The organism is Rice orange leaf phytoplasma, assembly GCF_001866375.1.
Taxonomy (GTDB): domain Bacteria; phylum Bacillota_I; class Bacilli_A; order Acholeplasmatales; family Acholeplasmataceae; genus Phytoplasma; species Phytoplasma asteris.
In genome coordinates, this window is sequence record NZ_MIEP01000001.1 from 61,603 (window position 1) to 73,845 (window position 12,243).

The window sequence follows — 12,243 nt, forward strand, 5'->3', positions numbered from 1 at the left end:
TAATTTATTAAAAAAATAACTAAACAGGCTGCCAAAATACTTGTAAGTAACGTAATAAAAAAATAATTATATCAAGAAAAGAGGTTTTAAGATGTTTTTAGAAAAAGACCAAGATAACTTAGATAATTTAGAAACACAAGCAAAAGAATTGCATAAAGATTGTAAAGAATGCAAAAATTGTCAAAAAGAAGAAACTAAAACAACAAATAAAGACAACCAAAAGGAAGATGAAACTGTTAAAAATCAATCAAATCAATCAAATCAATCAAAACAAACTAAACAAACAAACACCAAACAACAAAAAAATCAATCAAAAGAAAACAGTCATCTGCAAATTACTAAATTACAAACTCAAATTAAAGAATTACAACAACAACTTACCCAACAAAAAAAAGCCTTTGATGAAGAGTTGTTAAAAAATCAAGCAGAATTGATTAACTTTAAGAAAAGAGCCCAAACTCAAAAAGCAAATGAATTAAAATATGCATCAAGTAATTTTATTACCAATTTATTAATGCCCTTGGAACAATTAGAAAAAGTCATTGATATGCCTACACAAAATGAATTGTTGCAAAAATATTTATTAGGATTTAAGTTGTTACAACAACAAATAAAAAAAGTGTTGCAAGATGAAGGAGTAGAAGAAATTGAGGCTCTTAATAAGCCTTTTGATCCTGCTTTGCACCACGCTTTAGAAACAGTGTGCGACCCTAAAAAACCTGATAAAACTAATTTAGCAGTTTTACAAAAAGGTTATTTATATAAAAAAAGAATTTTAAGACCAACATTGGTTAAAGTAAATGAATGGAGTGATAAAAATGACAAAAACGAATAAAATTATAGGTATTGATTTAGGAACAACTAACTCTTGTGTTGCTGTAATGGAAGGTGGCGAGGCAAAAGTTATTCCTAATGCTGAAGGTGGAAGAACAACTCCGTCTGTAGTTTCTTTTAAAGGTGATGAAATTATGGTAGGAGAAATTGCCAAACGTCAAGTAATTACTAATCCTAATACTATTAGTTCTATCAAAAGACACATGGGAGAAGCTAATTATACTGTTAATGTGGGCGGTAAAAAATACACTCCGCAAGAAATTAGTGCAATGATTTTGGCAAATTTGAAAAAAACTGCTGAAGATTATTTAGGAGCTCAAGTAAGTGAGGCAGTAATTACTGTTCCTGCTTATTTTAATGACGCTCAAAGACAAGCTACCAAAGATGCAGGTAAAATTGCAGGCTTAAATGTTAAACGTATTATTAATGAACCAACTGCAGCTGCTCTTTCTTATGGCGTTGACAAAGGTGATAAAGAACAGACCATTTTAGTGTTTGACTTAGGAGGAGGAACTTTTGATGTTTCTATTCTAACTTTGGTTGATGGTACTTTTGAAGTGCTTTCTACTTCTGGAGACAATGCTTTGGGAGGCGATGATTTTGACTTACGTATAGTAGATTTCTTAGTGCAAGAATTCAAAAAAGAAAATAGTGTTGATCTTTCCAAAGATAAAATGGCAATGCAAAGATTAAAAGATACTGCTGAAAAAGCTAAAAAAGAATTAAGTGGTGTTACTTCTTCACAAATTTCTTTGCCTTTCTTAACAATGAGTGAAGCAGGTCCACTTCATTTAGAATACAATATGACTCGTGCTAAATTCAATGAACTTACTAAAGATTTAATTGATCGTTGTTTGGCTCCTGTAAAACGTGCTTTAAGTGATGCCAAATTAGATATTGAAAAAATTGATCAAGTGCTTTTAGTGGGTGGTTCTACTCGTATTCCTGCAGTACAAGATTTAGTTAAAAATGAATTGAAAAAAACTCCTAATAAGAGTATTAATCCTGATGAAGTAGTTGCTATTGGAGCTGCTATTCAAGGAGGAATTCTATCAGGAGACGTTAAAGATATTTTACTGTTAGATGTAACTCCGCTTTCTTTAGGAATTGAGACTTTGGGTAATGTCTTTACTAAATTAATTGAAAGAAACACTACCATTCCAACTTCCAAAAAACAAGTCTTTTCAACTGCCGCAGACAATCAACCAGCAGTAGATATTCATGTTTTACAAGGAGAACGCCCTTTAGCAGCTGATAATAAAACTTTGGGAAGATTCCAATTAACAGATATTCCACCAGCACCGCGCGGAATTCCTCAAATTGAAGTTACTTTTGACCTTGATGCAAACGGAATTGTATCAGTTAAAGCCAAAGATTTAGGTACTAACAAAGAACAAAAAATTACTATTTCAGGAAGCGGTGCCCTTAAAGAAGAAGAAATTCAAAGAATGATTAGAGAAGCTGAAGAAAATGCTGAGGTAGATCGTGTTAAAAAAGAAAGTATTGATGCGCGTAATGAAGCAGAAAATATGATTTTCCACACTAAAAAATCTTTAGAAGATCTAAAAGCTGACGTTAAACCAGAAGAAAAAGACAAAGTTGAGACTCAAATTAAAGAATTAGAAGAAGCTCTAAAAGGAGACGATACTGCTTTAATTAAAGAAAAAACTGCAAACCTTACTAAAGAATCTCAAGAAATTGCAATGAAAGCTTACCAAAAAGCTCAAGAAAAAAAAGCACAAGAAAAAGGTACGCAAAAAAACACTACTGCTAAAAATGAAAAACCTCAAGACGAAGTAGTAGACGCTGATTTTGAAGAACAAAAATAATCAATAATAAAAACAAAACTAAACAAAAACAACCATAAAAACAAACAAAAAATATACAAAAAAATATACAAATACAAAAACAACCACAAAAAAACAAACTATAAAGAATAATGAAATCAAAGAAAAGCCCCCTTAGTTTTATTATTAGGAGAAGTTAGCTAAAATGACAAAAAAAGATTATTATCATATTTTGGGTCTAAATAAAGACGCAAGTCCTGAGGACATCAAAAAAGCTTATCGTAGTCTTGCTAAAAAATATCATCCTGATATTTCCAAAGAAGCTAACGCCGAGAGCAAATTTAAAGAAGTTCAAGAAGCTTATAGTGTTTTAGGAGATGCTTCTAAAAAAAGTAATTATGATCGTTTTGGTGATGCTTCTGATAACAGTTTTTCTGGTTTTGGTGGCGGTAGTTTTGATGGTTTTGATTCTTTTGGAGATTCTTTTTTTAGTTCCTTTGGAGATATTTTTGGTAATCAACAAACTAAAAAACCTTCTTATGATAAAAAAGTAGAAATGACTATAAGTTTTATGGATGCTGTTTTAGGAGCTAACAAAACTATTGAAATTACTGTAGAAGCTGATTGTAGAGTTTGTCATGGTAAAGGAGCAGTTTCCAATCAAGATGTTATTACTTGTAAACGTTGTGGCGGAACTGGACAAATTATTACTGAGCAAAGAACTTTTTTAGGTAATATTCGTTCTCGTCAAGTTTGTCCTAATTGTAGTGGTAAAGGACAAGAAATTAAAAATAAATGTTATGCTTGTCACGGACAAAAACGTCAAAAAGTTAAGCAATCAGCTACCTTTAGTATTCCTGCAGGGATTCAAGAAGGAATGTCTTTGCAAGTTCCTGGGAAAGGAAATTTTATTCCTTTAAGTAATAATCAAAAAGCAGGAGATCTATATATTACTTTTAAAGTGCGTCCTCATGAATCTTTTGTAAGACGTGAATATGATATTATTTTAGAAATCTTTATTACTTTTCCAGAAGCTGTTTTAGGAACTAATATTTTGATTCCTACTATTTATGGTGAAGTAGCTTTAAAAATTCCTGCAGGGATTCAATCAGGCAATAAATTAAGAATGAAAAATAAAGGAGTTGCACATCTTAATTCTTCTTATCGTAAAGGTGATCAGTATGTTGTTGTTCATATTAAAACTCCTAACCAATTAAGTTTAGAAGAAAAAAGATTATATCAAAAATTATTAGATTTGCAATATCGTAGTTAATATAAGTAAATAAATATTAATACAAATAATAAAATATTAATAGTAAATAATAAAATAATAAAGAGACCAACTTAAAAGTTGGTTTTTTTTGTTATGTAGCAATTTAATGTTTAAGTTTTTAGAGTTTTACATAGTTAATTTTAATTGTATTATGATGAATAATAAATTAATATTTTTTAATATAAATGTTGAATTGTAATATAGTTTTTATGTTATATTATAACTAATAATAGATAAATAGTTTTGTTATTTGCTATTTTATTAATATTTATCATATTAAATTAACTACTCATTAAATATTTGAGTTATAATAAAGGCATAAAGTCTTTTATTATATTTAAGTTAGAGGCTTTAGAACTTTAACAAATTTAATTTGATAATTCAATTTAATAAAGAGGTGAAATAACATGTTTTTATTAGATAATCTTAAAGAAAAAATTAAAGATAATAAAAAATTAAGTTCGGTTGTGGTTTATCGTAGAGTAAACCATAAAAGAGTTATTCAAAAAACTTTATTATGGATTAGTTTAATGCTTTTATTTTTGGCACTTTCTTATGCAGTTGTATGGCATGAATTAGTTTTTTGCCCAAATTTAGGTGAAATAAAAAAAACAATTATTTTTAAATATTTGTATCTGCCTGCTATTATAAGTATTATTGCTTTTGTATTTACTTGTTTTTCTTTAAGTATAGCACGATTAACAGCTCCTGTTTGTCTTATTGCTTTGGGTATATTTTTAGGGATGTTTATGGGTTATTTATATGTTCGTTTGAATATATCACATACATTTGATTTGACTGATAAATTACTAATACATAAACATTTATGCCTAACTATGTTACTTTCGTTTATTTTTATTTTGATGAGTAATTTTGCAATTACTATTTTACTTTATTATAAAAAGTTTAAAAAAACAAAACGACCAAAAATTAATTCATAAATTTGCTTTTGTAGTTTTTAATTTCTTTGTAATTACTATGTTTTATGTTGTTTTATTTTATGGGGTTGATTTCCTTTGGTTGGCATCAGTTTCGCAATTAAGTCAACTTTCATCCTTTTATTTGACCCTTATTTTATGTTAGGGCTCCTATTTGTAAGTCTATTTATTTCATGGGCGTCTGTTTATATTGCAGGAGCTTTAGTTGTCTTTAATTATATTATTGAAAAACAAGTAGATAAAAAATATGAAGCATCTATGGCTTTTGCTTTATGTCTGTTAGTTTTTTGGCCTCTTATTAAAGCTTTATGAAACTTTTGTAAAAAAGAGGATTAATAATTAATATTATTTATAAATTTAGAACAGGAATTAATTTTTAATTTCTGTTTTTTTTGTTTTTATGAAGTATTTATTATTTATAATATTGTAATTAGTCAATTTTGGAATTTGAAATAAAATTTGTTAATTGGGGTTATAATAAAATTCTTTTTATTGTTTGTTTTGGTTTTTTTAATTTATCCTTAAATATTTTATGATAACAAAATCCCCAAACCCTAAAAAACTCAATCAAAAAGCAAGTATTTTAGTTATAATAATTGGGTATAAGTTTTTTATTTTGATACTTTAATTACTTTCAAAAAGGAGAGTTTATAAATGTTTAAATGGTTGAAAAGTAAATTTTTTAAAAATAAAAATAATGATAAATATCAACTAGGTCTTAAAAAAACCAAAGCTAGTTTTCTAGATTTTCAAACTCTTTTGAAACAATCTAACAATATCGAAAAAACCCTATTACAAGCATTAGAAAGTTTGTTAATTCAAGCTGATTTTGGTACTAAAACCACTCTTTTTTTGATGCAAGCTATCAAAGATGAAATTAATCAATTTCAAATTAAAAATCCTCAAAAGCTTCCTTCTGTTGTTGTTTCTAAAATGTTTGATTTGTATCAAAATATGAAAGGTATGAAAGGCATATTAGAAAGTCCGCAAGAACAAGAAAAAGAACAAGAAAAACAAAATCAAGATTACAACCCAACAAATCCCAAAGACACTTTTCAATCTCAAAATAATTTGCCTCAAATGTATTTGTTTACAGGAGTTAACGGAGTAGGAAAAACAACTACTATTGGAAAAATTGCTGAAGCATTGAAACAAGAAGGCAAAAAAGTATTATTGATTGCTGCTGATACTTTTCGTGCAGGTGCAGTAGAACAACTCCAAATTTGGGCAAAAAGAGTAGGTGTTGAAGTTTTTTGCAAGCCTTTGCCAGCTCATCCTGCAAGTGTTATTTTTGAAGGCATCGAACTTGCTAAAAGTCAAAATTATGATATTATTTTGTGTGATACTGCTGGAAGATTACAAAACAAAACTAATTTAATGCAAGAATTAGCAAAAATTAATCGTGTTATTTGCAAACATTTGCCCGCCTCCAATTTACAAACTTTTTTAGTTTTGGATGCTACTACAGGGCAAAATGCTATTAATCAAGTTGATTTGTTCAATCAAGCAACTCCACTTTCAGGAGCCATTTTAACCAAGCTTGACGGCACTTCCAAAGGAGGGATTGTTTTTGCAATTAAATATTTATACAATTTGCCCACTAAATATATTGGTGTAGGCGAAAAATCCCAAGATTTAATTACTTTTGATGTTAAAAATTATCTTTTTAATTTATTTGAAGGTTTTTTTACTTCTGAAGATATTTTATAATTGCTAATTATAAAGAAAAAATAACAAATAACGAAAAACAAACACAAAAAAACATAAAAATTATTATATCAAAAATAAAGAATTCAAAAATATTTAAAAAACATTGCCCCAACAAAAAATTAAACCCCACAAAAACAAATTTCACAACATCAAAAAGGAGATAAAAATATGAGTATATTAGGTGAAGGCTTACAAAAAGTTATTAACAAAATTAGAGGGAAAAAAATCCTAGAACAACAAGACATTCAAAACATTATGCAAGATATTAAAGTTTCTTTGGTAGAAGCTGATGTTCATTTACAAGTTATTGATAAGTTTAATGAAATTATTGAAAAAAAGACTTTGAAACAAGAAGTTTTAAAAGGACTGAACCCCAAAGAACATATTATTAAAATCGTAAACGAAACCCTAATTCAAATTTTGGGTTCTACTCGTGCAGATCTTACTTTTAAGTCTAATTGTAATTTGGATACTTTAATGTTAATTGGGTTGCAAGGAAGCGGTAAAACGACTACTGTAGGAAAATTAGCTCTTTGGTTGCGTAAAAAAAATAGTAAAAAAGTTTTGCTTGTAGCTTGTGATATTTATCGTCCAGGAGCAGTAGAACAATTAAAAGTTATTGGTAAACAAATCAATATTGATGTTTTTTCTAAATCTGACACTGCTGTTTTAGATATTGTAGATGCAGGATTAAAACATGCTTTGCAAGAAGGATATGATGCAGTAATTATTGATACTGCGGGGCGCCTTGATATTGATGAGAAAATGATGCAAGAATTGCAACAAATTAAAGCCAAAGCCAATCCTTCAGAAATTTTGTTAGTTGTGGATTGTCTTTCAGGACAACAATCTGCTAATACTGCTCAGTCGTTTCATAATCAAGTAGGAGCAACTGGAGTTATTTTGACCAAAATGGATGCAGATACTAAAGGAGGAGCTGCTTTATCAGTAAGAGCAATGACAGATCTGCCTTTAAAATTTGTTTCTTCTTCAGAGACAATTGACAGTTTAGAGCCCTTTAATCCTGATAGAATGGCATCTCGTCTTTTAGGAATGGGAGATATTTTAACTTTAATTGAGACAGTTACCGATAAAATTGATCCTCATCAAAGTAAACAAATGATGGAAAAATTATTTGATGATAGTTATAATTATTATGATTTTCAAAAACAATTAAAAACATTAAAAAAAATGGGTTCTTTCAGCAAATTGTTAAGTTTTATTCCTGGATTAGGTGGTAAGATGAAACAATTTTCTGCCAGTTTAGGTGATGATGGATTTAATAAATTTGAAGTTTTAATTCAAAGTATGACTAAACAAGAAAAGAAAAATCCTCAATTAATTGATTTGAGCAGTAGACGTAGACAAAGAATTGCCAAAGGTTCTGGTAATCAATTAAGTGATGTTAACAAGCTAATTACCCTTTTAGAAAAACAAAAAAAATTAGCTAAGCAAATGCAACATTTTGATGATCAAGATCTTGATAAATTACAAAATGATCCGATGGCTTTTTTTCGTGATATGTATGAATAATAAATAATTAAAATTATAAAATCTTTTTATTAAGTATTTTTGTATCCTTTAATATTTTTATAAAATCAACTTTAATTTATCATTAATTAAAACAAAATGAATAATTATTTGTGTTATATTAAATAATAAATAAATTACATTTTTTATTAAAAATTGCTGCATTTTTATAAAATCCAAAAGGAATACAAATATAAACCTATTAACTAAAAGTAAAGAAAACTTTTTTAAAATTTTTATTGGCATTTTATTATTTATTTTAACAACCACTTTAACAATTTATTTTTCATATAACTTATATCATCAATACAAACAACAAAAATTTAAAGAATATCAAAAACAAATGGAACAATATGATGCCAATAAACCTCTTACTAAATTTAGCGCACATCCTTTAGTATCCCAACGTTGTAAAGAAACAAATGATGATATAGTAAACAATATAAATTTTGCAAACATAATTGGCATGGAAACTGAAAAAGAAACTTGTAATCGCATTTTAGCAATGGTATCTCATCCTGAATGGTTCCAAAAAGCAGGAAAAATCAATAAACCCAAAAGACTCCTACTACACGGAATCCCAGGAAAAGGTAAAACATTATTAGCAATAGCATTTATGTCACAAGCAAGACAAACCTCCCCTTCCACCGATGCAGGCTGTTTTGAATTTACCCCCTCCGACTTTATCACCAAAACCCGCGAATAAGGAATCGAAATTATAAGAGTGATGTTTAATTTCATTAGAGCTGAATGGCATCTAAACAAAAATAATGGTATGGGAGTAATTTTCATCGATGAATGCGACCAAGTATAAAAAAATGGAACTTATCAACCAAGAAGACCAAAAAATGAAAGACATCTTAAACACCTTCAAAGCCGAAATTATTTCATTAAGAAACCACTGCCCCCACAACCCTGATGCTTTTATTTTCGTAATTGGAGCTACTAATCACTTAGATCAAATAGACGATGCCATCAAATCACGCCTCAACTACCACATAGAAGTTAAACCCTTAGATACAAATGGTAGAAAAAAATTCTTAGAATTCTTAATTGAAAAAAAAGAAAAACACCAATCACCTCAACTGCAAAAGAATATTTATTAACAACAATTAATGATGCATTGGAAAAATTAACTGATAAATCCAAAACAGGACAACGCACTATGGAATATCTTTTAGATGATGCAATTATCAATGCTCGCTACGAAACCCAAGGGCAAAGTGACATTAGAATTGAAGACTTAAAAAAATCTTTTAAAGTTATTTATGGATTTGATTTGCCTTAAAGACTTCATTAAAAAACTCATTATAATTAAAATTATAAAATCTTTTTATAAACGCAATAAAATAAAAACCCAAACAAAACCTTGTATTCTAAGAAAGTTTTTACAAACTTTCTTTTTTTAATATTATATTAATTATTTTCCTTTTGTACCTTATAAATAAAACAATCATTATTAACTTATAATCCAATTTTGGCTATTAGCTAAACGATAAAATAAATAGGAGAAACAATGAAACATTTAGTTTTAGTTGATGGCAATTCGCTTTTATTTCGAGCATATCACGCAACTGCAAGCAAATATAAACCCCTTTTGCAAAATAAAAAAGGGATCTACACTAATGCTCTTTTGTCTTTTATTAGAATGTTTGAAAAAATTTTAGAAGAAACGAAAGGTTATATTTTAGTAGCTTTTGATACTCATAAACCTACCAAAAGACACCAATTATACGATGCTTACAAACAAGGAAGACCAGAAACACCTTCTGCATTGATTAGTCAAATTCCTTTGATTAAACAATATTTAGACCTAATCGGCGTTAAATATCATGTCCAAGACGAATACGAAGCCGATGATATTATAGGTACTTTAGCCAAAGAAGCAAGCAATCAAAATAAGACAGTATCTATTTATTCAAGTGATCAGGATTTATTGCAATTAGTAGATGAAAAAATTACTGTTTGTTTGCTAAAAAAAGGATTGCGTGAAATTAAATGCTACACACCTCCTACTTTGTTTGAAGAATACGGTCTTAAAGAATATCAAATGATTGATTATAAAAGTTTAATTGGCGATCCTTCTGATAACATTAAAGGAGTGTTTGGAATAGGACCTAAAACTGCTCAAAAGTTATTACAAGAATACGATTCCCTAGATAATTTGATGCAAAATTTAGACAACATTAAACCTATTTTAAAAACCAAAATCCAAAATTCCCAAGCTGATTTAGAACTTAGCAAAATACTTACCGCAATTGACCTTAAAGTTCCCTTGCCCTTTGATTGTATGCAAACAGAAATACAAATACGTTTGGCGCAAAACCTTAAAAATTTTTATGAAGAAATGGATTTTAGACGCTTAGCTATTACCAAATATGCAAGAATTGAAAAAGAACCAAATACCAAAAATACAAATGCAAATTATAATAATAAGGAAGCATCCCCCAAATCCAAAGAAGTGCAAGAAGTAGAAAAAGATAGCAATTTAGAAAATGATAATAATTTAAGTCAAACAAATCAAAACAGACCTATCAACAACAACACCACTAAAAATAATGATAATAACGCTCCAAAAGTTCAAGAACAAGGCGCCAACCCACCTCAAAACAATTTTCATTTTCAAATTATCAAAGACCAAAATTCTCTAAATGCTTTTTTGGCTCAAATCCAACCACACCAAATTTGGGCTTGTTTTTTTGAGTTAGAAAAAGAAAATGACTCAAATATTTTTTTGCAAGGAATTGGTTTTTCCAATGAAAATACACATTTTTTTATAGATGCTAATTTGGCTTTTGATAATAATAACTTTTGCAATTACCTAAAAGACGCTAATTTTTATAAAATTGTTTTTCACAATCAAGCAACACAACTTTTTTTAAAAACAAAACATCAAGAACTCAACGGAGTTATCTTTGATTTAGTTTGTGCTTCTTATCTTTTATTTCCTTTGAAAAATCTTGAATTTAGTCATATTATAGCCAAAATAGATATTTTGAATAACACAAATTATGTAAGCCAATTATCTCAAAACATTTTTATTTTAGAGCAAAAAGTAGCTTTTAAAGCTTTTTTATTACACGCCATCAAAAATAGCGTTTTGCATCATTTAAAAGCTCAAAACCAATTATTTTTGTTTCAAGAAATAGAACTTCCCTTATCAAATATTTTAGCCCAATTAGAATATGAAACTAATTTAGTACAACAAAAACAAATAATAGAAGCACAGCCAATAGAAAAAAATACGGATGAAAAAATAGAGACACAACAAGAAAAAATACCAAAAACAAATCAAGGGCAAGAACAAGAACAAGAAAAAGATGCAGATCAAAACCAAGACACAAACATAAAGCTCAAAAATAATCAAGAACAAGAACAAGAAACTCACATCAACCAATTAAAATCATTCAAAGATGTTTTTGGGTATCAAAATAGTTGTTTTTTAAATATAATAAACAATAAAAAATCTTATAATTATTTAATTAATGATAATTTTTTTTGCTTTTCGTTAAAAATTTTAGCTACTTTAGGAAATATTCAAAAAATTAAAAATTACTTTAAAATTGAAAACAATCATCTTTTAAATGATGAACAAACTTTACAATTTTTTGTAAATGCGCCCAAATCAGAAATCAAAAAGGACTCTCAAAAACTTTCTGAAACAACGAATTTTGATGTGGATGCGTGGATAAAAACAATTATCCCTGAATTAAATATTTCTTCGAATTGTGCCCAAGATTTTATCCATCAATATTTAAGTTTGGATGATGAAATTATAAATTATTATCAAAGTTTATTACAACAAATCAAAGAAAAAAAATATGCATTAACTTTATTGAAAAGAAAAGTTTTTTTTGGTAATCAAAAATTAACTCCGAATTTTGATTTAGAAACATTATATGTTTTTTTACAAGAAAATATTTTAGATATGAAAAAAATTGTCATATTGCAATTATTGCGCCATTTAGAACGAAACAATGAAACTGCCAAAATTACTTATTTTGCTTTAAATGATTATTTGCAACAAAACATAGATTTAATTTCTAAACATTTGAATTATTTTTTTATTTTAGATAATGGTAATATTTAATTGGACAAATCTTATTATTTATAATTTATTTATAAAATAGAAATGTTAAATATCCAAACCAATAAAAAAGCAAAAGAAAAA

11 protein-coding genes are annotated in these 12,243 nt (G+C 27.9%); all 11 read left to right on the plus strand.

All coding sequences use genetic code 11. From position 1 onward, the window contains the following. Positions 1-91: 91 nt before the first annotated feature. Positions 92-835, plus strand: a complete 744-nt coding sequence (locus BHE82_RS00310; protein WP_071345331.1) for a nucleotide exchange factor GrpE — start codon at positions 92-94, stop codon at positions 833-835. Then, positions 819-2,663 (plus strand): molecular chaperone DnaK, encoded by a 1,845-nt coding sequence (gene dnaK / locus BHE82_RS00315; protein WP_071345332.1) that lies wholly within the window; start codon positions 819-821, stop codon positions 2,661-2,663. Before BHE82_RS00310 ends, dnaK begins: the two co-directional genes overlap by 17 nt. Before the next feature lie 163 nt (positions 2,664-2,826). Continuing rightward, positions 2,827-3,894, plus strand: a complete 1,068-nt coding sequence (dnaJ, locus tag BHE82_RS00320; RefSeq protein ID WP_071345333.1) for a molecular chaperone DnaJ — start codon at positions 2,827-2,829, stop codon at positions 3,892-3,894. 407 nt (positions 3,895-4,301) lie between these two features. Further along, on the plus strand, positions 4,302-4,835 hold the full coding sequence (locus BHE82_RS00325) for a hypothetical protein (protein WP_071345334.1): 534 nt from the start codon (positions 4,302-4,304) through the stop codon (positions 4,833-4,835). Positions 4,836-4,970: 135 nt separating this feature from the next. Continuing rightward, a complete protein-coding gene (locus BHE82_RS03175) occupies positions 4,971-5,144 on the plus strand; it encodes a hypothetical protein (protein WP_180365474.1) in 174 nt (57 codons plus the stop codon). Between the two features lie 342 nt (positions 5,145-5,486). Beyond that, positions 5,487-6,542, plus strand: coding sequence for a signal recognition particle-docking protein FtsY (gene ftsY / locus BHE82_RS00335; protein WP_071345336.1), 1,056 nt, complete (start codon positions 5,487-5,489; stop codon positions 6,540-6,542). A gap of 168 nt (positions 6,543-6,710) precedes the next feature. Beyond that, positions 6,711-8,075 (plus strand): signal recognition particle protein, encoded by a 1,365-nt coding sequence (gene ffh, locus BHE82_RS00340; RefSeq protein WP_071345337.1) that lies wholly within the window; start codon positions 6,711-6,713, stop codon positions 8,073-8,075. 340 nt (positions 8,076-8,415) lie between these two features. Further along, positions 8,416-8,778 (plus strand): hypothetical protein, encoded by a 363-nt coding sequence (locus BHE82_RS00345; protein ID WP_071345338.1) that lies wholly within the window; start codon positions 8,416-8,418, stop codon positions 8,776-8,778. 88 nt (positions 8,779-8,866) lie between these two features. Then, positions 8,867-9,178, plus strand: a complete 312-nt coding sequence (locus tag BHE82_RS00350) for an AAA family ATPase (protein ID WP_071345339.1) — start codon at positions 8,867-8,869, stop codon at positions 9,176-9,178. Positions 9,179-9,195: 17 nt separating this feature from the next. Further along, the gene (locus BHE82_RS03180; RefSeq protein ID WP_180365475.1) at positions 9,196-9,360 is read left to right on the plus strand and encodes a hypothetical protein; all 165 of its coding nucleotides are present in this window, start codon (positions 9,196-9,198) and stop codon (positions 9,358-9,360) included. Between the two features lie 228 nt (positions 9,361-9,588). Then, positions 9,589-12,162, plus strand: coding sequence for a 5'-3' exonuclease H3TH domain-containing protein (locus BHE82_RS03350; protein WP_257608362.1), 2,574 nt, complete (start codon positions 9,589-9,591; stop codon positions 12,160-12,162). The last annotated feature ends 81 nt before the right edge of the window (positions 12,163-12,243 follow it).

Bases quoted from the DNA above. Each gene is read 5' to 3' on its own strand.
- BHE82_RS03175 (WP_180365474.1), top strand. From the start codon at position 4,971: ATGTTAGGGCTCCTATTTGTAAGTCTATTTATTTCATGGGCGTCTGTT.
- BHE82_RS03350 (WP_257608362.1), top strand. From the start codon at position 9,589: ATGAAACATTTAGTTTTAGTTGATGGCAATTCGCTTTTATTTCGAGCA.
- BHE82_RS00345 (WP_071345338.1), top strand. From the start codon at position 8,416: ATGGAACAATATGATGCCAATAAACCTCTTACTAAATTTAGCGCACAT.
- BHE82_RS00350 (WP_071345339.1), top strand. From the start codon at position 8,867: ATGAATGCGACCAAGTATAAAAAAATGGAACTTATCAACCAAGAAGAC.
- BHE82_RS00325 (WP_071345334.1), top strand. From the start codon at position 4,302: ATGTTTTTATTAGATAATCTTAAAGAAAAAATTAAAGATAATAAAAAA.
- BHE82_RS00310 (WP_071345331.1), top strand. From the start codon at position 92: ATGTTTTTAGAAAAAGACCAAGATAACTTAGATAATTTAGAAACACAA.
- ftsY (WP_071345336.1), top strand. From the start codon at position 5,487: ATGTTTAAATGGTTGAAAAGTAAATTTTTTAAAAATAAAAATAATGAT.
- ffh (WP_071345337.1), top strand. From the start codon at position 6,711: ATGAGTATATTAGGTGAAGGCTTACAAAAAGTTATTAACAAAATTAGA.
- dnaJ (WP_071345333.1), top strand. From the start codon at position 2,827: ATGACAAAAAAAGATTATTATCATATTTTGGGTCTAAATAAAGACGCA.
- dnaK (WP_071345332.1), top strand. From the start codon at position 819: ATGACAAAAACGAATAAAATTATAGGTATTGATTTAGGAACAACTAAC.